A 22,203-nucleotide genomic window follows, 5' to 3' on the forward strand; every position below is an offset into this window, starting at 1 on the left:
TCAACCGACGCCTCCGGCGCAGAGACCCCCACCGTCACCCGCCACCACCCCGGGGGCGCTTCGCGAGGAAGGGGCACCCTCAACCGACGCCTCCGGCGCGGCCCCTCCGGCGCGTCAGAACTCCGGGCGCAGGGGCATGTGGGCGTCGGCGCCGTCGAGCTTCACGCCGAGGATCTGGTGCAGCTGCACGACGTCCCGCTCGAAGCCCAGGACGCAGCCGGCCATGTAGAGCCGCCACACCCGGGCGGTGCCCTCGCCGACCAGGGCCACGGCCTCGTCCCAGTTCTGGTCCAGGTTCGCGCTCCAGTGGCGCAGGGTCAGGGCGTAGTGCTCGCGCAGGTTCTCCTGGTGGCGGATCTCGAAACCGGCGTCGTTCATCGCGAGCTGGATCTCGGCGGGCCCCTCCAGTTCGCCGTCGGGGAAGACGTACCGGTTGATGAAGCCCTTGGTGTCCATCGGCTTGAGGTCGTTGCGCGGGCGGGTGATGCAGTGGTTGAGCAACCGGCCGCCGGGGACGAGCTTGGCGTGCAGCGAGTCGAAGTACGACGGGAGGTTGCGGGCGCCGACGTGCTCGGTCAGGCCGATGGAGCTGATGCGGTCGTAGCTGGCGTCGGGCACGTCCCGGTAGTCCATGTGGCGGACCTCCGCCAGCTCCGTCAGGCCCTCCTGCGCGATGCGCTTGGCCGCCCACTCCGCCTGCTCCTTGGACAGGGTGACGCCCAGGGCGCGCACGCCGTGTTCGCGGGCCGCGTGCATGACCATGCCGCCCCAGCCGCAGCCCACGTCCAGCAGGCGCATGCCCCTGCGGAGGCCGAGCTTGCGCGAGACCAGCTCGTACTTGCGGAACTGCGCGCTCTCCAGCGCGCCGAGCGCCCGCTTGCCGCCCTCCCCGGCCGAGCCCTTCGCCCCGCCCGCCGACTCGCCCACGCGCTCCGGCGCGGCGTCGGCCTCGTCGAAGACGGCACAGGTGTAGGTCATCGACGGGCCCAGGACCAGCTCGTAGAAGTCGTTGCCCACGTCGTAGTGGTGGTGGATGGCCTCGGCGTCGCGCCGCTTGGAGTGGCGCCATCCCAGGCCCGCGAGCCGGCCCTGCGTCACCTCCTGCGGCGGCGGGGCCACCCGGTTGACGAACTTGACCCAGCCCACCGACCGCACGATCCCGGGGATGTCGCGGGCGGAGAGGTTGACGCCCTCCGCGAAGGCGAAGTCCGACATTCTGCGCAGGGCGCTGTACATGTCCCCTTCGAGATCGAGGTGGCCGGACACGTACGCCCGGGCCAGGCCGACGGCGTTGGGTGACTGGGCCAGGTAGTTCACCGCCACCGGCGTCCGCACGTGCAGGGCGACGTCACTGTTCGGATCCCCCGCTCGGCTGCCGTCGTAGGCGGTGAACCGGATGGGGGCGTCCGGGCCGACGACCCTCTCGAAGATCTCCGCAAGCCGCATGCTCTCGTCCTTCCTCTCGTGGATGCGGCCCATCCCGTCGGGTCGCCTCCCGCTGCTGGTCTCCTGCGGTGTGCTCGGCCGCCCGACCCGGTGTGCTCCGGCTGCGGGCCCCGGCCGGCGGTCGCGCGCTAGCGGTTGCCCACGCACTTGGCGTACAGATCCAGGAGGCGCCCCCCGGGGTCGTAGGCCTGTTTGAGGCCCGCGTAGGCCGTTCCGTTGTAGAGGCTCCAGAACTCCTCTTCGGTGTAGAAGGCGTCGGAGTACAGGGACTTGTGGCCGCCCAGCCGGGCGACCTCCTCCTCCACCCTGCGGTTGTGGTGGGCCCGGCGCTGGCCGGGGAGCATGTCGACCAGACCCCAGAAACCGAAGTTCACGTACAGGCGGTCGTTCTCCAGGGGGTAGAGCGGCCAGACGTGCTCGCCGTCCCCGCCGTGGCCTGGCCGACGCGGCTCGCTGAGCTTGAGCGGGCACATCCAGACCGGCGTCATGCCGATCTCGGAGTGGAAGAAGTCCAGGAACTCCGCGCCGCGCTCGACGCCGACCTCGATGTCCTGGATGAGGGGTTCCTGGGGCCGCTTGCCGCGGTAGTGGGTGAGGAGCCGGAAGAAGTCGGTGCGCCGGTCCCAGGCGACGAGCCTGCGGTAGACGTCCGAGCGCTTGAGCGCGCGGGGCCACAGCGGCCGCACCAGGGGGTGCTGCGTGCCGAAGGCGCGCGAGCACCAGAACCAGTCGGTGTCCCAGCGCCACAGGTAGTCGTGGGTGGTGAGGTAGTCGCCGGGCCCGTTGCCGGAGTAGCGTGGGATCGACTTGTAGTAGACGTCGTTGCCCGTGTAGTCGCTCACCCAGGGCGCCTGGTCGGTGAAGCGGGCGACGGTGAGGTAGAGCTCGTCGCGGCCGAAGGCCACCCCGTCCACGAAGTCGACCGGCTGTCCGTCGTGCTCGGCGTCGGCGCAGATCCGCGCGAGGGCGTCCATGCACTCGCCCGCGTCGGAGAAGCGCAGGTGGCGGAGGTTGACGTAGGCGGAGACCGGCTCCAGCTCGATACGCAGGCGCAGGCTGTAGCCCAGGGTGCCGTAGGAGTTGGGGAACCCGTAGAAGAGGTCGCTGTGCTCGTTGTCGCGTGTGGCGGTCACGACGTCGCCCGAGCCGGTGAGGATCTCCATCTCCTGGACCGCCTCGTGGGGCAGGCCGCTGCGGAAGGAGGACGACTCGATGCCGAGCCCGGTGACCGCGCCGCCCAGGGTGATGGTGCGCAGCTGCGGTACGACGGTGGGCATCAGTCCGTGCGGGAGCGTGGCGGCGACGAGGTCCTCGTAGGTGGTCATGCCGCCGACGTCGGCGAGGCGCTCCACCGGGTCGATGGAGATGACGCCGGAGAAGGCGGACACGTCGAGGGAGGGGGCCGAGGAGGGCTCCCGGAAGCGGAAGAGGTTGGACGTGGGCTTGGCGAGCCGGACGGGGGCGCCCTCGGGAAGCGCCCGGAAGTCGCGGCGCACACGCTGGACCGCCGCGATGTGCTCGGCGAAGCCGGACCGCGCTCCGGCGGGGGCGCGCTTGCTCGTTCCCTGTTGGTGAGGTGTCATCCCAGCTCTTCCAGTGTCGGCACGAGTGACGCACGAGGTGGATCAGCCGGCACCGGACCTCGGTCCGGCACTGCCTGCCCGGCACTGCCACACGCGCCGGGACGGGCCGATCCCCTCAGTTCTACCTATCGGTAACGGTCTTGTGCCACCCCATTTGTGACGTGTCTTGACCGAAGAACGAAGAGATGGGGACGGTGGTGACGGCGGGCCTGCGGTTTCTCCAGGGAGCCGTGGGATTCCCGTGCCGGTTGTGCCGTGAACCACGACGATGCGTGTGGCCGGGGACCGCGATGCGCGTAGACGGGGACCGCGATGCGCGTAGACGGGGACCGCGATGCGCGTAGACGGGAGACACGGTCCATGTGGCCGGGAACCTCGATGCATGTGGCCGGGGACCGCGAGATCAGCGGGCCCGGTGAGCGGTCCGGCTAGGATCGGGGTTCGTGCGCATCGTTCTCATTGATTCCGGAATCGGCATGCTCTCCACCGCCGCGGCCCTGCGTGCCGCGCGGCCCGACGCCGATCTGGTCCTGTCCATGGATCCCGACCACATGCCCTGGGGGCTGCGGACGTCGGACGAGGTGATCGGTCGGCTCCTGGCCGGGGCGCGGGCCGCACGGGGCGCGGAGGCGGACGCGGTCGTGGTGCCGTGCAACACCGCGTCGGTGCACGGACTGGACGCGCTGCGCGCCGAGTTCGAGCCGGGGGTGCCCGTGATCGGGACCGTGCCGGCGATCAAGCCCGCGGCCGCCGCGGGCGGACCGATCGCGGTGTGGTCCACCGTGGCCACGACGCGGAGCCGGTACCAGCGCCGTCTGATCGAGACGTTCGCGGACGGGGTGGACGTCACCCCCGTGGCCTGCGCGGGTCTGGCCGAGGCCGTCGAGTCGGCCGATCCCGCGGCGCTCGCGGAGGCGGTGGACTACGCCGCCGGGTTGACCCCCGCGGTACGCGGCGTGGTGCTCGGCTGCACGCACTACGACCTGGTCGGCGCGCGGATCACCGAGGCGCTGGGCGACGTGTCGCTGTACAGCGCCGCCGACGCGGTGGCGGCCCAGACGCTGCGCCGGATCGGCGACGTCCCCCTCGGCGACACGGCGGGCACCGTGCGCGTCCTGGCCGGTGGCCGTCCCGCGCCGATGCCCGCCGCCGCCCTGGCCTATCCGGCCGGTCGCGCGCTGGCCGCCGCGCCGACCTCCGCCCTGTAGTCGTCACCGCTCAGCGCGCCCGCGGCGAGCGTGCGCACGAGGGTGCGCACACCCGCGGTGTCGTTGTCGTGCAGCAGGGTCTCCAGCAGGGACAGCGCCGCGCGCTGGTCGCCCGGCTGCTCCCGGACGTGCCGCCACTGGGGCGCGGTGGCCGCGTCGGAGAGCATGAGCGTCCGGCCGACCTGGCCGAGGGCGGCCAGCAGAGGGGTGTCGTGGGGCATCGCGGCCAGGGCCGCGTTGACCTGTTCGGCCTGCTGCTCGGGGTTGATCTCCTCGACGGGCTGCGCGCGCAGGAACTCCAGGATCCGGTCCGCGGGGGCGAGCGGCTGGACCGGGGGCATGCCGCCGACCAGCGCGCGGGCCTCCGCGAGATCGCCGAAGATCTCCTCGGTCCGGGTCAGCTCGCCGATGAGGCGTTCCGCCCGCTGCGCGGAGCAGGAGGCCACCCAGTGCGCGCCGCGCCCGGTGGCGAGGCGGGTGGCGGCCAGGGCGAGTTCGGCGCCGCGCCGGGGCGCCCCGACCCGCTCGAAGTAGCGCGACCAGGTGGTGACGCGCACGCCCAGCCGCCAGTCGTTGCGGACCGAGCCCAGGGACACCAGGTTCTCCACGGACTCGGTCCACGCGGGGCGCAGGCGCGGGAAGGCCTCGGCCTCCTCGACGGTGGGCAGGACCGTGATGGCCTCGCGCGGGTCGCAGGCGCCGATGCGCGCCAGCCAGGACAGAAGGCGGGACCGCTCGAAGCGGATCGTGCGCCGCAGGGCCGTGCGGCGCGGGTCGACCGGTTCGCCGAGCGAGAGTTCGGCCTCCATCCGGTCGAGCGCCTCCAGGGCCTCGGTGTGCTTGTCCTGGTGGCGCAGCGCGCGCACCAGGGTGAGCACTCCCTCGGCACCGAACAGGGCCGCGCCCGTGGCGGTGTGCTCGTAGCGGCGCAGTTCGGCCTCGGCCCGGTCGGGCGCGTCCTCGTCCACGAGCAGGTTCACCCGGGCGAGGGTGAACGCGGGCCAGGCCGGTGTGCGCTCCCACCCGGCCAGCCGCCGGGCCGACAGCAGTTCCCGGCGCAGGTCGGTCGTCCCCCGGGAGTCGACGTTGGCGTGGCAGGCGACCAGCGTGTGCAGGGCCGAGACCGGCAGCGGACCGTGCGCGAGCGGGTCGGGCTCCTCGGCGGCCGCCGCCGCGGCCTGGTCGAGCGCCCGGCTCCCCTCGGCGAGCGCCCCGGTCCGCACGGCCAGCGGCCAGTGCGCGAAGTAGTGCAGTGTCGCCTGCCCGAGGACCGCCGGGGCCCCGGCCTCGCCCGCCTCGGCGACCAGGCGCCGCGCCCGGCGCAGCGCCGAGCGGGCCACCGCCTCCACCCGTACCGTCTCCCCGGCCTCGGCGAGGACGGGCAGGCTCGTCACCGCGTCGGCGAGTTCCTCCTGGCCCGCGGCCCGCAGACGGCGTCCGGTCTCTCCCGCCCATGTCCACATCGGCATGTTCTCTCCCCCTGTACTACCGTGTGGAAACAGAACGTAGCAGCGTGGTGACGGAGTTGTCCGGGGAACGCGGGAAACCGCTGCGGCGCTGGGCTTGAGCGGCCGATCCGGGGTGGACGCGGACCGATAGACTCTGTTCCACCGATGGTGCCCCCGGCGGGGTTCCGCGAGCCGCGACAGAGGGACTGGAACACCGATGGGATGGCGAGACCGCTTCGGACTCCGCAAGGCCAACCGCAAGGGCAAGGCGCGTTTCGACCGGGCGTCCGAGGATTCGGACATCAAGGCGCTGATCGAGTTCGCCAAGAGCCGGGTGGGCGTGGAGTTCTTCGTCGAGCCCGAAACCTTCGCCACGACGACCACCGCCGTGGCCGTGGCCACCGACGGCGAGTGGATCCGCCGCAGGTGCGGATCACCGGACGTCATCCGCAAGGTGGCGCGGAACCTGGCCACCCCCGCCTACGACGTCCAGATCGTCGGGTACCCGCAGCGCATGCGTGACTGGAGCGCGCGCAACAAGCGGGGACTGTCCCTGGACGAGTGAGTCCGGACACGTCCGCCCCGCGCCCGTGTGCTGCCCGAAACCCGCGACCGCGTCATTTTGGGCATTGATGACGACACCTTGCCGCGACTTCCTCTCCGAACGGGTTCCCTCACAGGGGCATTCCGTCGCATACTCGCCTGGGAGGGGGACGCTGATGAAGCAGGATCTCACAGCCCTGTGCTGCGAATGCGGCATGAAGCGCGTGGTGAGCGACTACCAGAGCGTGGGCGAGGCGCAGTCCGCCTACGGTCTGGCCCGGTGTGTCGTGTGGCGCAAGTGCCGTGCGTGCGGTTACCGCACCTACCACGCCTACCTGCGGGCCGACGAGGAGCGCGACGAGCTGGAGGACGCCCTCCGGCTGGACGGCGCCCTGGCCGCCGAGGCACTGGACGAAGAGGTGGAGCAGCTACGGCTGTGCGGGGTCGACATCGGCCACGCCCCGGTCCCGGCGATCTGGGACGGGCAGTCCGTGGGCATGGTGACCCAGCGGCTGACCGATCACGCCTACTCGATCGTGCTGGACCCCGAGGCCTCGGTGGTCTCGCGGCTCAAACTCATCGACATGATGTGGAACGAGCTTCTGGTCGGCGACCACGACGACCGCTGGTACATCCAGGAGTCCGAGGACGAGAAGACCCCGGGGTACGCGGTGCGCCTCTTCGGCTACCGCACCCGCGGGTAGACCTCCGGACGCAGCGTTCCGGGCCCGCGTCCGCCGGGCCGCCTCTCCGCACGCCTCCGCGCTCGCGCGGCAGCACCGGGGCCGAACGCCGCACGTCGCCCCGGTGGGAGACTCTCTAAGCCGGTTCGGGTGTGACCCGGCCGGAGAGTCTGCGCAGCGCGGACCGCGCCACGGACGGGTCCGTGGTGCCCCAGTAGGGCGGCAGCGACGCGCGCAGGAATCCCCCGTACCGCGCCGTCGCCAGACGCGGGTCCAGGACGGCGATGACACCGCGGTCGTCGGTCGAGCGCAGCAGCCGCCCGGTGCCCTGGGCCAGGAGCAGCGCCGCGTGGGTGGCCGCGACCGCCAGGAAGCCGTTGCCCCCGTGCGCGCCCACCGCGCGTTGGCGCGCCGAGGCGAGCGGGTCGTCCGGGCGCGGGAACGGGATCCGGTCCACGATCACCAGGGACAGTGAGGGCCCGGGGACGTCGACGCCCTGCCAGAGCGAGAGCGTGCCGAACAGGCAGGCGCGCTCGTCGTCGGCGAAGCGGCTGACCAGCTGACCGGTGGAGTCGTCACCCTGGCACAGGATGGGGTGTTCCAGGCGCTCCCGGAGCGCGTCGGTGGCCTGGTGGGCCGCCCGTATCGAGGAGAACAGCCCGAGTGTGCGCCCGTCGGCCGCCTCGATGAGTTCGGCGATCTCGTCGAGGTAGGCGTCGGCGAGCCCGTCCCGGCCGGGCGGGGGCAGGTGCTTGGCCACGTAGAGGATGCCGCTGCGGGCGTGCTCGAAGGGCGAACCGACGTCCAGGGCACGCCAGCGCGGCTCCCCGGCGGCGCGGTGCGGCCCGTCCTCGGCGTCGTCGCCGGTGGCCTTGTCGTCGCCGGAGTTCGTGTCGGTGTCGGCGGCGGACTCCGGTCGCGGGGCCAGGGCGGCCGCGGCCTCCTCGGCGACCTCGCGGCCCAGGCCCCACTGGTGGGCCAGCGCGGAGAAGGAGCCGCCGAGGGTGAGGGTGGCGGAGGTGAGCACGACGGTGCGGTCCCCGAAGAGCTTCTCCCGCAGGAGTCCGCCCACGGCGAGCGGGGCGACGCTGAGCGAGGGCGGCCGGGACGGCGCCTTGGTGAGCCACACGATGTCGGTGCGGTCGCGCAGCGCGGGCTCGAAGGACTCCAGGACGCGCACGGCGGTGTCGTGGACCTCGCCGAGGGCGGCCAGGGCCAGCTTGCGGTCCGTGGCGGAGTCCGGGTCCTGTTCTCCCGGGGAGGGGCCGATGGCGGTGACGCAGGCGGAGGCGGCGTCGCGGACCGCCGCGACCGCCCCCGCGAGGCCGTCGTCGATGTGGTCGAGGCGCCCGTCGGGAGCGTCGGTGAACATCAGGGCGAGCCCGTCGGCGCATTCGGTGAGGCGCTCGCTGATACCCGGTTCGACCAGCCGAGCGGCCCGCTTGGCGGCCGTGCCGACGGAGCGCTCTGTGAGCGTCCCGGTGGCCACGGAGGTGGCGCGGTCGACGAGTTCGTGGGCCTCGTCGATCATGATCGTGTTGTGCTCGGGCAGCAGGTGGTGGCCCTGGGACATGTCGATGGCGAGCATCGCGTGGTTGGTGACCACGATGTCCACGCCCTGGGTGGCCTCGCGGGCGAACTCGGCGAAGCAGTCCTGGCCGAAGGCGCACACCCGCGCGCCGACGCACTCGTTGCCGCCCACCGACACCTGCCGCCAGGCCAGGTCGCTGACGCCGGGCACCAGCTCGTCGCGGTCGCCGCTGTCCGTCTCCTCGGACCACTCGTGCAGCCGGGCGACCTGTCGGCCCAGGGAGGACAGCTGGCGGGGGTCGAACAGCTCGCTGTCCTCGGCCTCGTCGTCGGCGGTCTGCAGGCGGTTGCGGCAGAGGTAGTTGCGGCGGCCCTTGAGCACCGCGAACGTGGGCTCCCGGGGCAGCAGCGGAGCGAGCGCGGCGGCCAGGCGCGGCAGGTCCCGGTTGATGAGCTGGTTCTGCAGCGCGATGGTGGCGGTGGAGACCACGACGGTGGTCTCGTGGGCCATGGCGTGTCTGACCGCGGGTACGAGGTAGGCCAGGGACTTGCCGGTGCCGGTACCGGCCTGGACCACCAGGTGCTCGCGTCGGTCGACCGCGTCGGCCACGGCGCCGGCCATCTCTGTCTGGCCCTCACGGCGGGTGCCGCCCAGGGAGCGGACGGCCGCGTCGAGGAGGGTGGGAACGTCGGGAAGATCTGCCACGCATCGACAGTACCGGCCGGGGAGGACAGCATCGGCGTCGTCCACAGGCCGATCGCGGACGAAGCCGGGCCCCGGGCGGCCCGGCCCGTCCTCACCTCGCGGACGCGGCCACGCCTCAGCGGGAGTCGGCGACCACGCTGCCGATCTCGGCCTCGGCCCGCAGTACGGCGGGCAGCAGTTCGGAGTCGATCCAGTCGCGCTGGTCGGGCCGCGCGGCACGCCCGCGCGGCCCCAGGTCCTCGGCGAGCACGGTCAGCACCGCGCGGATCCGGCGCACGTGCGCCAGGTCCGGGGAATCGGCGGGCCGGAGGGGCGTCTGCTCGGCCAGGAGCGCGTAGCTGTCGGCCAGCACCTGCTCGACCTTGTCGATCGCGGCGGCCCGGACCACCTCGTCCCATTCCGCGGCCGAGAAGGGCTCCCGGACCGACCGCGGAGCGGCGGGGGCCGGAGCGGGCACGCGGCCGGGGGCCGGATCCGTGTTCCGGCAGCGCCGACAGGTCATCGAGGACGCCGGTTCGTCGCGGCGCTGGAAGAGCGGGAGGGAGATCAGGTTCCACAGACTGCGCATAACGCCCCCGGATGTCTCGTGTTTGGGGTTATGTCTGCTTTGACGCTCCCACCGTGGAACCGGTTCCCCGCGTGGACCGGGGCCGGCCGGACGGGTCCGGCCGGCTCGGGCCCGAAGGATCCGCTACCGGAGGGTCCTTCAGCGGACGACGTCGAAGACCTGCTTCTGGACGCCGTTGGAGTACACGGCGTGCTCGACCAGGTCGAGCTTGGTCAGGTCCTTGTCGGTCTCGCTGAACAGGCGCTTGCCCGCGCCGAGGAGCAGGGGGTAGACGAGCAGGTGGTAGCGGTCGACCAGCCCGGCGTCGGCCAGGGCCGCGCCGAGTTCGCCGCTGCCGTGCACGATGATCGGGCCGCCCTCGGTCCGCTTGAGCGCGGCCACGTCGTCGAGCGAACGCAGGATCGTGGCGGGCCAGCGCGGGTCCTCCTCGGCGAGCGTCGTGGACACGACGTAGCGGGGCATCGCGTTGTACTCGGCGAACTCCTCCATCGTGGGCCACACGGGCGCGAACGCCTCGTAGCTGCGACGGCCCAGCAGCAGTGCGCCCGCCTCCTGCTGCTCACGCCCCTTGATCTCGAAGGCCTTCTCGTCCATCTCCAGGGCGTTGAAGGTCCAACCGGCGTTGCGGTAGCCGGCTTCGCCGCCGGGGGCCTCCACGACGCCGTCGACGGACACGAACGAACTGATGATCAGGGTGCGCATGATGTTCTCCCAGGTTCTTGTGGGCCGCTTTCCCCCACTCGTCGAACGGGAAGACCCGTATTCGACACGTCGGGAGAACTTTTTTTCGCGCGGGTCGTCGACGGCCGTCCGGCGCCCTCCGGGGCCGGGCTCCGGACGGCACGAAGGCCGCCCACACCGTGGACGGCCCCGGAAACGACGAGACGACCCGGCGAGGGGGACGGAGTCCCCCGAGCAAGGTCGTCTCGGAGACGCGGGGGTCTGGGGGGCGCCCCCCAGGAGAAACGACGAGACGACCCGTGCGAGCGCGTCAACGCGAGCAGGGTCGTCCCGTCTTCGAGTGGAGCTATGGGGATTCGAACCCCAGACCTCCTCCATGCCATGGAGGCGCGCTACCAACTGCGCCATAGCCCCGCGTGAAGCAACGGGAAGAGTCTACCGGAAGGGAGGGCGTGGGCTGACCAGGCCGGAGCCGGGATCGTGTGAGCTCCCCGACCTCCCGGTACGGTCGCCCCGACCGGCCGGTCGCCCCCGCGCACGGGCGGTGCCGTGCGCGGGACGGTCCGGTCAGCGGTTGGGTTCGGCTGCGCTGACGTCGGCCAGCGCGGATTCCCGATCGGTCTCGACGGCGAGGTCGCCCATGGTCACGATCCCCACGAGGTGGTCGTTCTCCACCACCGGCAGGCGGCGCACGGCGTCGTCGCGCATCTTGCGCACCGCGTCGGAGACGCCGCTCTGCGGCGGCACGCTCACGATGGCCGAACTACAGATCGAACGGGCGTTCTGGGTCTCCGGGTCGCCCCCGGTGGCCAGACAGCGCACGACGATGTCGCGGTCGGTCACGACGCCCACGGGGCGGTCTCCCTCGGCGAGGATCACATCGCCCACGTCGGACTCGCGCATCACCTCGGCGACCTCGCGCAGCGTCGCCTCCGGGGCCATCGTCCGGACAGGGCTCGTCATCACGTCCGCCACGGTCCTGGCCATGTCCTTCCCCCTTCTCTCGACTGGGTCCCATTGCGTCCCCTAGCCGATCCCCGCCCGCTGAAACATGGACCGATCCCGGGAACCGACAGTGTCCGAGCACCGCGTTCCGGCGTCGTCCTGGGAAAACGACGAGACACCCGACGAGCGCGAGGACGCGCGAGCAGAGTCGTCTCGGAGCGGCGGGCGTCCGGGGTCTCGCTCCCAGAAGAAAAGACGAGACGGCCCGTGCGAGCGCGTCAGCGCGAGCAGGGTCGTCCCGTCTTCGAGTGGACCCTGGGCGACACAACGACAACCCCCGAAGCGCAGCCTCGCGTTGTAAGAGAGCGCCCCGCCCACCCCGACGATCGCCGCGACCCCGGCCGCAGGGGGTGCCTCGGGGGGTTCGGGGGGTCTCCCCCCGGGAAACACGAAGGACGACCCGGCGAGGGGGCCGAAGGCCCCCGAGCAGGGTCGTCCTGAGTCCGTGGAGCTATGGGGATTCGAGGTGTGCCGGGCGGTTCCCCCGCTCGGCGATGGCAATACTCTACCGGAACCCGGGAGTGGGTCGTCCATCGCGGTCCGGTCGATAGTCGGGTTCCGGTCCGAATACCCTGGAGTGGTGCCCGAATCCAAGCTTGAAATCCAGATGCTCCACGACCGCCTGCTGGTGAAGTCGGTCCCGGACAAGAGCGAGCGGCGCAGCAGTGCCGGACTGGTCATCCCCGACACGGTGAAGCTGGCCACCAGGCTCGCCTGGGGCGAGGTCTGCGGCGCCGGGACCGGCGCCCGGCACGTCAAGACCGGCGACCGCGTGCTCTTCGACCCCGAGGAGCAGGGCGAGGTCGAACTCAACGGCGAGCGCTACGTCATCCTGCGCGAGCGCGACGTGCACGCCGTGGCCAACGAGGCCCCCGAGCGGGGCACCGGCCTCTACCTGTGAGCCCGCGCCCCGAGGCGCCCGGGGCGCTCCTCCCCGCGCCGCTCAGCCGGACTGCTCCCTCGACACGGCCTTGACCAGGGACAGCAGGCACATGTTGAGCGCCTCGTAGGCGGGCACGCGCGCGACCGCCACGTAGGACCAACCGGCGTACAGCCCGGCCCACAGGAGCTGCTGCGCCCACAGCGGCGTGATCCTCGGGTCGATCGTCCCCTCCTCGTGGCCCCGCTCCACCAGATCGAACACGGCCAGGTCCGCGGGCCCGCACTCCTCCTCCGAGGGCGGCTCGGTGTGGTCCTCGTTGCCGAACGCGAGCATGACCACCCTCTGCAGCGCGAAGTACTCCGCGGCCAGGCGTGAGAACGCCTCCAGCGCCGTGCCCTCGGTGGTACGCGCCCGCTCGGTGGCCTCCCGGATGAGCTCGTCGGCGTAGTCGCCGAGCGCGCAGGTCAGGTCCGCGCGTTCGGGGAAGTAGCGCTGCAGGGTACTGCGGGCCACGCCCGCGGTCTCGGCCACCTCGGACAGCGGCGCCTTGGGGTTGTCGCCGAACACCCGCACCGCCGCTTCGAGGATCGCCCGACGGGTCCGGGCGCGCGTCCTCGTCTCTTCCTCTGCCGTCACGCTCTTCGCCATACGCGCCATCCTAATCTTGTCGGTCTTTGCTTGACAAAAATCGGTCACCTATGACCTACTTCTACCCATGACAGGTCCATATACGGCAACCACTGATCCTGTTCGCTTCGCACAGACACGCGTGCTCTGGTCGTTCGTGCGGCCGCACCGCCGCGCACTCGCGCTGAGCCTGCTCCTGGCCCTGCTCGGTTCGGCGCTCCAACTCGCCAACCCGATGGTGATCAAACTCGTCCTGGACACCGTCTCCGAGGCGGGCGGCCTGGCGGTGCCCGTCGCGCTGCTCCTGGGCCTGTTCGTCCTCGGCTCCGTCTTCGGCGTCTGGCACTGGATCGTGCTCGGCACCGTCGCGGAGAAGGTCGTCCTGGACGCGCGCACCTCTCTCGTGCGCCGCTACTTCCGCGCCGCCCTGGTCCCGCTGTCCCGCCGCCCGTCCGGCGAACTGGTCACCAGGGCCACCTCCGACACCGTCCTGCTGCGCGAGGCTGCCTCCAGCAGCATCATCAGCCTCGTCAACGGCGGCGTGCTGCTCGTCGGAACGCTGGTCATGATGGGCGTGCTGGACCTGGTCCTGCTGGGCGTCACGCTCACCGCGGTGCTCGTCGTCACCCTCCTCTTCCTCACCCTGATGCCCTCCATCGCCAGGGCCCAGGAGCAGGCGCAGAACTCCCTCGGGCTCATGGGCGGGATCCTGGAGGGGTCCCTGCGCGCCCTGCGCACGGTCAAGGTCAGCCGCGCCGAGGACCGCCTCGGCGCGCGGATCCTCGGCCACGCCCAGGACGCGGCCGGGCACGGGATCCGCTCGGTCAGGCGTGAGGCGGTCGCCTGGACCATCGCCTTCGGCGGCATCCAGCTGGCCATCATCGCGATCCTCGGCATGGGGGCGCTGCGCGTCGGGTCCGGCGAGATGGTGGTGTCCACGCTCATCGCCTTCCTGCTGTACGCGTTCACGCTCATGTCCCCCGTCACGGAACTCTCCCAGAGCGTGACCGCCCTGCAGTCGGGCATCGCCGCCGCGCGGCGCATCCGGGACGTGGAGTCGATCCCGCTCGAACCGGTCGCCGACTCCCGCGGGGGCCGCTCCCCCGCCGTGGACGCCCACGGTCCGGTCGTGGAGCTGCGCGGGGTCACCGCCCGCTACGCGCCGGGTGCCGAGCCCGCCCTGGACCGGGTGGACCTGGCCGTCCCCCGGCGCGGCCACACCGCCGTCGTGGGCCCGTCCGGTGCGGGGAAGACGACCGTCTTCTCCCTGCTCCTGCGCTTCCTGGAACCCGAGGACGGCCACCTGGCCCTGGAGGGGGCTCCCTACCGCGAGTGGTCGCCGCAGGAGATCCGCGCGCGGTTCGCCTACGTCGAGCAGGACGCGCCCGTGGTGCCCGGCACCATCCGGGAGAACCTGCTGTTCACCAACCCCGACGCCACGGACGACGAGGTGCGCCGGGTGCTGGACGAGGTCCGCCTCGCCGAGAAGGTCGACGCGCTGGAGAAGGGGCTGGACACGCCGCTGGACGCCACCTCCCTGTCCGGCGGCCAGCGCCAACGGATCGCCCTCGCCCGGGCCCTGCTGCGCACTCCCGACGTCCTGCTGCTGGACGAGGCCACCTCGCAGGTGGACGCCATCACCGAGGCGGCGGTCACCGAGACCGTGCGCCGCCACGCCGGCCGGGCGGCCGTGGTGACCATCGCGCACCGCCTGTCCACGGTGATCCACGCCGACCGGATCGTCCTGCTGGACCGGGGGCGGGTGCGGGCCACGGGGACGCACGGGGAGCTGCTGGCGACGGACGCGCTCTACCGGGAGCTGATCTCGGCCCTGCGCATCGGTGGCGCCGAACGGCTCGCGCCCGCGGCCGCCGACACGGAGCCGGTCTCCTAGGGCGTGTTCCGTGGACGCCGTCCGTCACGAGCGGCGTATCCCGTGGTGCCCTCCCCGGACGACCGGGGGCGCGGTACGATCCGGCCGGAGCCGGCCGGCGCGAACGGCTCCAGGACCCCGGGGCGCCGGGCCGCCCCCGCGACCCCGGTCCGCCGTCCCTCCCCCGAGCGCCGACCGGGCGCTCCCGTCCCCGGCGCACCGCGCCTGTGAGGCCACCATGAGCGACTTCGCCCAGTACCAGGACCTCGTCTACGCCGACGCGACCAACGGCGTCCTCCCCCGGCTGCCCTACGACCACGAACGCCTGCGCGATCTGGCCGAACAGGCCATGGAACCCGGCCCGTTCGGCTACGTCGAGGGCAGCGCGGGACGCGAGCGCACCGCCCGGGCCAACGTCGAGGCCTTCTCCCGCTACGCCCTGCGCCCCCGCAGCCTGCGGCCCGGAGCCGACGGGAAGGGCGGCCTCGGCGTGACGCTCTTCGGCACGCCGTACGCGACCCCGCTGCTCACCGCGCCGATCGGCGTGCTGGAGCAGGTCCACGAGCGCGCCGAGCTGGCCGTGGCCGAGGGCGTCAACGCGGTCGGGGTGCCGATGGTGCTGTCCACCGCCTCCTCCACCCCGATGGAGGAGGTCGCCGAGGCGGTGGACTCCTGGTGGTACCAGCTGTACTGGCCGGGCGACGACGAGCTGGCGGAGTCGTTCGTGCGGCGCGCGACGGCGGCGGGCGCCGGGGCGATCGTCGTCACGGCCGACACCAAGCGGCTGGGGTGGCGCCCGCGCGACCTCACCCGGGGCCACCTGCCGTTCCTGCGCAGCCAGGGCACCGCCACCTACTTCTCCGACCCGGTCTTCCGGTCCCGGCTCAAGGACGACCCCGAACCCGGCGGGGTCTTCACCGAGGCCGTGTTCCACTTCCTGGGATCGTTCGCCGACAAGGGCCTGAGCACCGACAACATCGCCCGCGTGCGCGCCTGGACGGATCTTCCGATCCTGGTCAAGGGCGTGCTGCGCGCCGACGAGGCGGTCGAGCTGGCCGGGATCGGCGTGGACGGCGTCGTCGTGAGCAACCACGGCGGCCGCCAGATCGACAACTCCATGGCGGCCCTGGACGCGCTGCCCGAGGTGGTCGAGGCCGTGGGCGAGCGGATGACCGTGCTCTTCGACTCGGGTGTGCGCTCCGGCGCGGACGTGGCGGTCGCGATGGCGCTGGGCGCCCGGGCCGTACTGCTGGGCCGCCCGTGGGTCTACGGCCTGGCCGTGGACGGCGCGGCCGGGGTGGAGCACGTGCTGCGCTCGTTCCTGGCCGAGCTCCAGATCACCGCGGAACTGCTGGGCCGCGACGTCGCCGACCTGGACGGGAGCGACGTGGCGCGACGCTAGGGAGTGTCCGGTCGGCGCTCGCGCTGCCGTGTGACAGGGCGATCGTCCGCCACACGCCCTAGGGTTCCCACCATGGGCGAACGTGAGTTCCAGCTGGTGCTGCTGCGCAGGATGGCCGACGTCCGGCCCGAGCTGGTCGAGGACGCGGTCCGGAGGCTGGGGGCCTCGCGCACGGAGATGCGCGAGGCCAACCGACGGTGGCAGGCCGCCGTCCGGGGTAGGCAAGGGCCGGCCCGCCACGCCGCGGTGCTCGGCCCCGCGCCGTGGCGGCGGACCGTCGCGGTGGGCGACCTGTCGTGCGAGGCGCGGCGGTGGCCGCTCTCCCTCTGGCCCGACCTGTGCTTCGAGGTGGTCACCGCGCCGGGCGGGGCCGTGGTCCAGGAGTGGCTGGTGCGGCCGCCGGACTCGCCCGCGCCCGTCCTGCGCGGCATCGGGGACCTGCGGCCGTGGACCTGCGTGATCGACGACGTCGCCCGTGCCCTTCCCTCGACCCCGTTGGAGGGCACCGCGCCGTCGCGCTGGCGGCTGCTGCTGACCGACCCGGAGGGCGGGCGCCACGTGGCGGACTTCACCTGGGGCCTGTTGCAGGAGGTCACCGAGGTGCGGCCGCGCGAGTGACGTGCCGCCCGGGGCACCGGCTCAGCCGATGGTCTCGCGACCGTCCACGACCCTGAACTCGTCCCGCGTTCCGAGGTCGACGGAGGGGTCGGGGACCAGGCTCAGGGCGACCACGCCCCCGCCGCTGACGAAGCCGGACTCGACCCGGAAGCCGCCCGGGAGCGAGGACTCGTCGAAGAGGCGCTTGCCCTGGCCGACCACGACGGGGAAGACGAGCAGCCGGAACACGTCGACCAGCCCGGCGCGGTGCAGGGTCCGGGCCAGCCGCCGGCTGCCGTGGACCTGGAGCTCCCCGCCGGGGCGCTCCTTCAGGGCGCGGACGTGCTCCTCGACGTCCCCGGGGATGACGGACGTGTCGCCCCACCCGGCGTCGGCCTCGTCGAGCGCGGTGCTCACCACGTGCTTGGGATGGGTGTTGAGCACCGTGGCGACGCGGTTGTCGGGGTCGGTGACCTGGGGCCAGTAGCCGCGCATCATCTCGAAGGTGGTGCGGCCGAGCAGGATCTCCTCCGCCGCCGCGAACCACTCCCCTCCGACCACGCGCTCGAAGACCTCGTCCTCGCCGAACGGTACGACCCAGCCTCCACGGGTGAACCCGCCGCTGGTGTCCTCGTCGCGCCCTCCGGGGCCCTGCATGACCCCGTCGAGGCTGAGGAAGGTGTGGACGCTGAGCCGCATGTCGATCTCCCGGGATGTCGGACGGCCCTCTCGGCCGCGCTCTCCCTACAGACCACGATCGGCGCTCGCGGTCATCGACCCCGGCCGGTGTTTCTCCCTCGGTGGTGCCCGTCCGGGTCCTCGGCCCCGGTCCCCGGAGGCGCGCCTTGCGCACCGCACTCCCATTCTTCTATTCTATCGATCGCTAGATTAGACGAAGAGAAGGCGGACCCGATGAGCCCCCACACCGCACCCGGACCGATCGCCGACTTCTGGGTCTGCCGCACCTGCGGAGCCGACTTCGACCCCTCCCCCACGGCCCCCGCCGCCTGCCCCCTCTGCGAGGACGAACGGCAGTGGGTACCCCCGACCGGTCACCGCCTGGCGACCCGGACCGAGCTCGCCGCCGAGGGCATGCGCCTGGTCCTGCGCCCCGTCCAGGAGTCGGTCACCGGCCTCGGCGCCGAACCGGGAGTGGGCGTGGGCCACCGGGGCGTGCTGGTGCGCACCGAGGCGGGCAACCTGCTGTGGGACCCGCCGGGCTTCCTGGACGAGGCCGCCGTGGCCGAGGTCGAGCGCCTGGGCGGGGTCTCCGTGGTCGCCTCCAGCCATCCGCACATGTACGGCGCGGCGGTGGAGTGGGCCGACCTCTTCGACGCGAGCATCGACCTGCCCGAGGCCGACGTGTCCTGGCTCCAGCGGTCCTCGGACCGGGTGCGCGCCTGGAGCGGCGAGCACCGGCCGCTGCCCGGCCTGACCGTCGTCCAGACGGGCGGCCACTTCCCCGGCAGTGCGGTCCTGCACCTGGCCGACGGGCGTGGGACGCTCTTCACGGGGGACACCATCATGGTCACCCCCGGCGGCGACCGGATCACCTTCATGTTCAGCGCGCCCAACCGGCTGCCGATGCCCGAACGGCTCGTGCGCCGGGTCGTGGCCGCCGTCGAACCGCTGGAGTTCGACACGATCCACGGCGGCTGGTGGGAGCCCAGTATCCACACCGGCGCCAAGGAGGTCGTCCGGCGCGGTGCCGAACGCTACATCGCCTACCTGCGCGGCGATCTGCCGGAGTACGAGTGAGGCCATGACCGAGTTCCCCGAAGCACCCGTCTACGAACGCCTGGCCCACCTGGGCAAGGCTCTGTCCGCCCCCGTGCGCCTGCGCCTGCTCGACCTGCTCGACCAGGGCGAGTGCACGGTGGAGGAGCTGGCCCAGCGGGGCGGCTTCCCGCTCAAGAACACCTCCTCGCACCTGCAGCAGCTGCGCGCGGCGGGCCTGGTGGCGACCCGCAGGGAGGGCACCCGGATCCACTACTCACTGCGCGACTCCGAGGTGTCCCGCTTCCTGGGCCGCTTCCAGGAGTTCGCCGAGGCGCGGATGCCCGACCTCCGGCAGGAGATCCAGGAGCACCTCGGGCCCGAGGGGAGCGTCGACGCGGTCACCCACGCCGAACTGGACGGCATGGTCGAACGCGGCGAGGTGCTCCTGGTGGACCTGAGGTCGGCCGCGGAGTACGAGGAGGGGCACCTGCCCGGCGCGGTCTCGGTGCCCTCACGCGAATTGGCCGACCGGTGGGCCGAACTGCCCTGGGACACCACGATCGTGGCCTACTGCCAGGGGCCGTACTGCGTGGTCTCGCCGCGCGCGGTGCGGCTGCTCCGCGAGGCCGGGCGCAGCGCGCGCAGCCTCAAGGGCGGCTACGTCGACTGGAAGCGCCACCACGACTCGGCCGACGACTGATCCCGCCCTCCGCGGGGGCATTGCCACGGGCGGGCGGTCGCTCTAGTGTGCCTGCCATGCGGACGGTCACTGACACGGAACTCCCCCTGTGACGGCACTCCTGTGGGCGGGCGCGGCCGGGGCCTGGCTGTTCAACGCCGTCTTCCTCCTCGACGGCCTCACGCGGCCCGGCTACCACCCCGTCCGGCAACCGGTCAGCGCCCTGGCCCTCGGCCCCCGGGGGTGGGTGCAGACCGCCGACTTCCTCGTGTGCGGGCTGCTGATCACGGCGGGCGCGGTCGCCGTCCCCGGCGCGTTCGGCAGCGTGCCGCTCACCCTCGCCATCGCGGCGCTCGGCCTCGCCCTGACCGCGTCGGGGGTCTTCCGGATGGACCCGATGCGCGGCTACCCGCCCGGCACCCCGGACACGACCCCCGAGGACCAGTCCCGCGCGCACCGGCTCCACGACATGGCCGGAGGGGTCGTCTTCCTGCTCCTGCCCGGAACGCCGCTGGTCGCCGCGTTCGCCCTGTCGGACCCGGTCTGGCAGTGGGGGTCGGGGATCGTCGGCGTGGCGGCCGCGGTCGGCACCGGGCTCTTCGGGCGGGCCTGGGAGAACGACGCGCCCCGCGCCGGCCTGGTGCAGCGCCCGCGCCGGCCTGGTGCAGCGCGTGACGATCATCCTCGGCCTGGTCTGGCTGGGGTTCCTGTTCGCCTTCGGCGCCGGGTCGTCGTGAACGGCCGCGCCGACGCACGCGTGCCTGCCGGGCGCCGGGTCCGGCGAGCGCGGCACAGGTCGGCCTCCACAGATGCGAAGGCCGACCGGCCCGCCCCGGGGTGGGGGCGGACCGGTCGGTGTCCAGCCGGTCGCGGTCGCGTTCGCCGGATCGGCCACGGACCGGTCCCGCCGCGCCCGATGGCGGCCACGCGGCGACGGCGGAGCTCCGGTCAGGAGCCGGCGTAGGTCTCGAACTCGGCGACGCGCGGGGTGCCGTTCGAGCCGGTGACCTCGAAGTTGATCTTGCGCAGCGAGACCGGGTCGAAGGAGATGGCGCCCGCTCCGCTGCCGGTGGCCAGGACCTCGCCGGTGTCGTGCTCGACGACCTGCCAGGAGCCGATGTTGCCCTCGGCCCCGGCCGCCTCGCGGATGTCGATGGCGGAGACCGTGGTGTCGGAGTCCCACTTGACCGAGATGGCCGTCGGCACCCGCACCGATGCTGAGGTTCGTGCCGTCCGGCGGGTCGGTCGGCTCGGGGTCCGTCGGTTCCGGGTCCGTGGGCTCGGGGTCGGTCGGCTCGGGGTCGGTCGGGTCCGGGTCGGCCGCCTCGCAGTCGCCGTCCGAGACGCGGTTGCCCGTGCCCGCTCCCGCGGTCTGGGCCAGCACCTCCGGCACACAGCCGGCGTCGTCGAGCTCGTAGGGGTAGGGGATGCTCACCGACGTGGTGGACTGCGGGTTCGGCCCGGCGGGGTAGTTCTTGTCGCCTTCGCTGGACCAGGTCACGTTGTCGAAGACGTTGCCGGCGACCTCCCAGGAGCCCCTCTCGTTGGTGTAGAAGGTGCCCAGGACGTCCTTGGAGTCCTCGAAGTAGTTGTTCTCCACCTTCGCGCTGGCCCCGGCCCGGGAGTTGATCCCGGACTTCTCGATCCCCGCGAAGTGGTTGTTGTACGTGTGCCCGACGCCGCCGCGCAGCAGGGGCGTGCGCGAGTCGATGTTCTCGTACAGGTTGTGGTGGTACGTGACGTAGCCGTTGGAGAGGTCGCTCTCGCTGGAACCGACCAGGCCGCCGCGGCCGGAGTCGCGCAGGATGCTGTAGGAGAGGGTGACGTACTGGGTGTTGTTCTTCATGTCGAAGAGGGCGTCGTAGCCCTCCGACTCCCCGCCCTGCGCCTGCAGGGTCACGTGGTCGACCCAGACGTTGCGGACGTCGGCCTCCATGCCGATGGCGTCACCGCCGTTGGACGTGGGGGAACCGGACTTCTTCACGTTCTGGACGGTCACGTTCTGGATGATGATGTTGCTGGACTCCCGGATGTGGATGCCCAGCTCGTCGAACACGGCGCCGCTACCGGTGCCGACGATCGTGACGTTGCTGATCCTCTTGAGCTCGATCACGTCGTCGGCGGTGTCGCAGCTGTCGCCCGACACCTTGGAGGTGTTGCCGTGGTTGATGGTTCCCGAGACCTCGATGATGATCGGGGTGCTGCTGCTGGCCCGCTCGCACAGGGCCTGGTGGATCTCGGTACCGGTCGAGGCCTGGACCGTCTGACCGCCCTCGCCGCCGGTGGTGCCGCCGTTCTGGGTCGCGAAACCGGTGGCGCTGCCGGTCTGCGCCGATGCCATGGACATCGGCACGGCGATACCGGCCGTCACCAGGGCCGCGGCGGCCAGCGTCGACACGAGTCGACGCGTGGTGGTTCGTCTCACTGTTGACTCCTAGGGGATGAGCGAGTGGGGTAGCTCACTCCCGAGAGTAGAGAAAGCGCTTTCCATGTCAAGGGGTGTTAATGCAACCGTTTGTAAGAGCGCCTCGTGTTTCACACGCACATCATGGCTGTGAACTGCGGATTGACGGCATCCCACATCGGGGGAAGATTTTTGTGCCGCGAAGCATGCAACCGATTGGACCTCCTCCGCAGACGGGGAGCAGCCGCCCGGTCCGGGACCGAGGACCGTCACGCGCGAGCGGGATCGCCCGCCGGAGAAGCGGGGGTCCGGGGGTCGCCCCCCTGGAGGAACAACGAGACGACCCGGCGAGGGGGACGGAGTCCCCCGAGCAGGGTCGCCTCGGAGTCGAGTGGACCCTGGGCGACACAACGACAACCCCCGAGGCGCAGCCTCGCGTTGTAAGAGAGCGCCCCACCCACCCCGACGATCGCCGCGACCCGGCCGCAGGGGGGTGCCTCGGGGGGTTCGGGGGGTTCGGGGGGGTCTCCCCCCGGGAAACACGAAGGACGACCCGGCGAGGGGGCCGAAGGCCCCCGAGCAGGGTCGTCCTGAGTCCGTGGAGCTATGGGGATTCGA

At 72.3% G+C, this 22,203-nt stretch carries 19 protein-coding genes, 1 tRNA gene and 1 pseudogene; 10 read left to right on the top strand and 11 right to left on the bottom strand.

Going from position 1 to position 22,203, the window contains the following annotated elements:
- Positions 1-114: 114 nt before the first annotated feature.
- Positions 115-1,446 carry a cyclopropane-fatty-acyl-phospholipid synthase family protein gene (locus tag ADL05_RS15995; RefSeq protein ID WP_053617796.1) on the bottom strand — a complete coding sequence of 444 codons (1,332 nt, stop codon included), beginning with the start codon at positions 1,444-1,446 and terminating at the stop codon, positions 115-117.
- 128 nt (positions 1,447-1,574) lie between these two features.
- Positions 1,575-3,029, bottom strand: coding sequence for an FAD-binding oxidoreductase (locus tag ADL05_RS16000; protein ID WP_053617779.1), 1,455 nt, complete (start codon positions 3,027-3,029; stop codon positions 1,575-1,577).
- Positions 3,030-3,472: 443 nt separating this feature from the next.
- Between ADL05_RS16000 and ADL05_RS16005 the strand changes: the two genes are divergently transcribed.
- Entirely contained in the window at positions 3,473-4,237 is a 765-nt protein-coding gene (locus tag ADL05_RS16005) for a glutamate racemase (protein WP_082376459.1), read from the top strand.
- On the opposite strand, the gene ADL05_RS16010 is transcribed toward ADL05_RS16005, so the two are convergent.
- Positions 4,189-5,706, bottom strand: coding sequence for a hypothetical protein (locus ADL05_RS16010; RefSeq protein ID WP_053617781.1), 1,518 nt, complete (start codon positions 5,704-5,706; stop codon positions 4,189-4,191). The two genes, ADL05_RS16005 and ADL05_RS16010, sit on opposite strands and share 49 nt — an antisense overlap.
- A gap of 196 nt (positions 5,707-5,902) precedes the next feature.
- Between ADL05_RS16010 and ADL05_RS16015 the strand changes: the two genes are divergently transcribed.
- Both ADL05_RS16015 and ADL05_RS16020 read left to right on the top strand, forming a co-directional pair.
- On the top strand, positions 5,903-6,250 hold the full coding sequence (locus ADL05_RS16015; protein ID WP_053617782.1) for a hypothetical protein: 348 nt from the start codon (positions 5,903-5,905) through the stop codon (positions 6,248-6,250).
- 154 nt (positions 6,251-6,404) lie between these two features.
- Positions 6,405-6,932 (top strand): DUF6315 family protein, encoded by a 528-nt coding sequence (locus ADL05_RS16020; RefSeq protein WP_053617783.1) that lies wholly within the window; start codon positions 6,405-6,407, stop codon positions 6,930-6,932.
- A 115-nt stretch (positions 6,933-7,047) separates the two neighbouring features.
- Here ADL05_RS16020 and ADL05_RS16025 read toward each other — a convergent pair whose 3' ends face one another.
- The 5 genes from ADL05_RS16025 to ADL05_RS16045 all read right to left on the bottom strand — a co-directional run bounded on the left by ADL05_RS16025 (position 7,048) and on the right by ADL05_RS16045 (position 11,383).
- Positions 7,048-9,147, bottom strand: coding sequence for an ATP-dependent DNA helicase (locus tag ADL05_RS16025; RefSeq protein WP_053617784.1), 2,100 nt, complete (start codon positions 9,145-9,147; stop codon positions 7,048-7,050).
- 115 nt (positions 9,148-9,262) lie between these two features.
- Positions 9,263-9,715, bottom strand: a complete 453-nt coding sequence (locus ADL05_RS16030) for a hypothetical protein (protein WP_053617785.1) — start codon at positions 9,713-9,715, stop codon at positions 9,263-9,265.
- Between the two features lie 138 nt (positions 9,716-9,853).
- A complete protein-coding gene (locus tag ADL05_RS16035) occupies positions 9,854-10,417 on the bottom strand; it encodes a dihydrofolate reductase family protein (protein ID WP_053617786.1) in 564 nt (187 codons plus the stop codon).
- A gap of 320 nt (positions 10,418-10,737) precedes the next feature.
- Positions 10,738-10,810 (bottom strand) — tRNA-Ala (locus ADL05_RS16040).
- A gap of 153 nt (positions 10,811-10,963) precedes the next feature.
- Positions 10,964-11,383 (bottom strand): CBS domain-containing protein, encoded by a 420-nt coding sequence (locus tag ADL05_RS16045; protein WP_053617787.1) that lies wholly within the window; start codon positions 11,381-11,383, stop codon positions 10,964-10,966.
- A 625-nt stretch (positions 11,384-12,008) separates the two neighbouring features.
- Here ADL05_RS16045 and ADL05_RS16050 point away from each other — a divergent pair.
- The gene (locus ADL05_RS16050; protein WP_053617788.1) at positions 12,009-12,302 is read left to right on the top strand and encodes a co-chaperone GroES; all 294 of its coding nucleotides are present in this window, start codon (positions 12,009-12,011) and stop codon (positions 12,300-12,302) included.
- A gap of 42 nt (positions 12,303-12,344) precedes the next feature.
- Here ADL05_RS16050 and ADL05_RS16055 read toward each other — a convergent pair whose 3' ends face one another.
- Entirely contained in the window at positions 12,345-12,932 is a 588-nt protein-coding gene (locus ADL05_RS16055) for a TetR/AcrR family transcriptional regulator (RefSeq protein WP_053617789.1), read from the bottom strand.
- 121 nt (positions 12,933-13,053) lie between these two features.
- Between ADL05_RS16055 and ADL05_RS16060 the strand changes: the two genes are divergently transcribed.
- The 3 genes from ADL05_RS16060 (at position 13,054) to ADL05_RS16070 (ending at position 16,804) form a co-directional block, all read left to right on the top strand.
- Positions 13,054-14,805 (top strand): ABC transporter ATP-binding protein, encoded by a 1,752-nt coding sequence (locus ADL05_RS16060; RefSeq protein ID WP_053617790.1) that lies wholly within the window; start codon positions 13,054-13,056, stop codon positions 14,803-14,805.
- A gap of 217 nt (positions 14,806-15,022) precedes the next feature.
- Positions 15,023-16,186 carry an alpha-hydroxy-acid oxidizing protein gene (locus ADL05_RS16065; RefSeq protein WP_053617791.1) on the top strand — a complete coding sequence of 388 codons (1,164 nt, stop codon included), beginning with the start codon at positions 15,023-15,025 and terminating at the stop codon, positions 16,184-16,186.
- 72 nt (positions 16,187-16,258) lie between these two features.
- Positions 16,259-16,804 (top strand): hypothetical protein, encoded by a 546-nt coding sequence (locus ADL05_RS16070; protein ID WP_053617792.1) that lies wholly within the window; start codon positions 16,259-16,261, stop codon positions 16,802-16,804.
- A gap of 21 nt (positions 16,805-16,825) precedes the next feature.
- On the opposite strand, the gene ADL05_RS16075 is transcribed toward ADL05_RS16070, so the two are convergent.
- Complete coding sequence (locus tag ADL05_RS16075) at positions 16,826-17,482, bottom strand: dihydrofolate reductase family protein (RefSeq protein ID WP_053617793.1); 657 nt, start codon at positions 17,480-17,482, stop codon at positions 16,826-16,828.
- 213 nt (positions 17,483-17,695) lie between these two features.
- Here ADL05_RS16075 and ADL05_RS16080 point away from each other — a divergent pair, with 213 nt between their 5' ends.
- The 3 genes from ADL05_RS16080 to ADL05_RS16090 all read left to right on the top strand — a co-directional run bounded on the left by ADL05_RS16080 (position 17,696) and on the right by ADL05_RS16090 (position 20,145).
- On the top strand, positions 17,696-18,541 hold the full coding sequence (locus tag ADL05_RS16080; RefSeq protein WP_053617794.1) for an MBL fold metallo-hydrolase: 846 nt from the start codon (positions 17,696-17,698) through the stop codon (positions 18,539-18,541).
- A gap of 4 nt (positions 18,542-18,545) precedes the next feature.
- Positions 18,546-19,202, top strand: a complete 657-nt coding sequence (locus tag ADL05_RS16085; RefSeq protein ID WP_053617795.1) for an ArsR family transcriptional regulator — start codon at positions 18,546-18,548, stop codon at positions 19,200-19,202.
- Between the two features lie 88 nt (positions 19,203-19,290).
- Entirely contained in the window at positions 19,291-20,145 is an 855-nt protein-coding gene (locus ADL05_RS16090) for a DUF998 domain-containing protein (RefSeq protein WP_231640770.1), read from the top strand.
- Here ADL05_RS16090 and ADL05_RS32455 read toward each other — a convergent pair.
- Positions 20,130-21,528: pseudogene (locus ADL05_RS32455) on the bottom strand (polysaccharide lyase family 1 protein). The gene ADL05_RS16090 and the pseudogene ADL05_RS32455 sit on opposite strands and share 16 nt — an antisense overlap.
- Positions 21,529-22,203: the final 675 nt, after the last annotated feature.

It is taken from the genome of Nocardiopsis sp. NRRL B-16309, from assembly GCF_001279585.1.
Lineage (GTDB): Bacteria > Actinomycetota > Actinomycetes > Streptosporangiales > Streptosporangiaceae > Nocardiopsis.

Bases quoted from the DNA above. Each gene is read 5' to 3' on its own strand.
- ADL05_RS16055 (WP_053617789.1), bottom strand. From the start codon at position 12,932: ATGGCGAAGAGCGTGACGGCAGAGGAAGAGACGAGGACGCGCGCCCGG.
- ADL05_RS16050 (WP_053617788.1), top strand. From the start codon at position 12,009: ATGCTCCACGACCGCCTGCTGGTGAAGTCGGTCCCGGACAAGAGCGAG.
- ADL05_RS16070 (WP_053617792.1), top strand. From the start codon at position 16,259: ATGGGCGAACGTGAGTTCCAGCTGGTGCTGCTGCGCAGGATGGCCGAC.
- ADL05_RS16085 (WP_053617795.1), top strand. From the start codon at position 18,546: ATGACCGAGTTCCCCGAAGCACCCGTCTACGAACGCCTGGCCCACCTG.
- ADL05_RS16080 (WP_053617794.1), top strand. From the start codon at position 17,696: ATGAGCCCCCACACCGCACCCGGACCGATCGCCGACTTCTGGGTCTGC.
- ADL05_RS16075 (WP_053617793.1), bottom strand. From the start codon at position 17,482: ATGCGGCTCAGCGTCCACACCTTCCTCAGCCTCGACGGGGTCATGCAG.
- ADL05_RS16035 (WP_053617786.1), bottom strand. From the start codon at position 10,417: ATGCGCACCCTGATCATCAGTTCGTTCGTGTCCGTCGACGGCGTCGTG.
- ADL05_RS15995 (WP_053617796.1), bottom strand. From the start codon at position 1,446: ATGCGGCTTGCGGAGATCTTCGAGAGGGTCGTCGGCCCGGACGCCCCC.
- ADL05_RS16045 (WP_053617787.1), bottom strand. From the start codon at position 11,383: ATGGCCAGGACCGTGGCGGACGTGATGACGAGCCCTGTCCGGACGATG.
- ADL05_RS16010 (WP_053617781.1), bottom strand. From the start codon at position 5,706: ATGCCGATGTGGACATGGGCGGGAGAGACCGGACGCCGTCTGCGGGCC.
- ADL05_RS16030 (WP_053617785.1), bottom strand. From the start codon at position 9,715: ATGCGCAGTCTGTGGAACCTGATCTCCCTCCCGCTCTTCCAGCGCCGC.
- ADL05_RS16000 (WP_053617779.1), bottom strand. From the start codon at position 3,029: ATGACACCTCACCAACAGGGAACGAGCAAGCGCGCCCCCGCCGGAGCG.
- ADL05_RS16015 (WP_053617782.1), top strand. From the start codon at position 5,903: ATGGGATGGCGAGACCGCTTCGGACTCCGCAAGGCCAACCGCAAGGGC.
- ADL05_RS16020 (WP_053617783.1), top strand. From the start codon at position 6,405: ATGAAGCAGGATCTCACAGCCCTGTGCTGCGAATGCGGCATGAAGCGC.
- ADL05_RS16065 (WP_053617791.1), top strand. From the start codon at position 15,023: ATGAGCGACTTCGCCCAGTACCAGGACCTCGTCTACGCCGACGCGACC.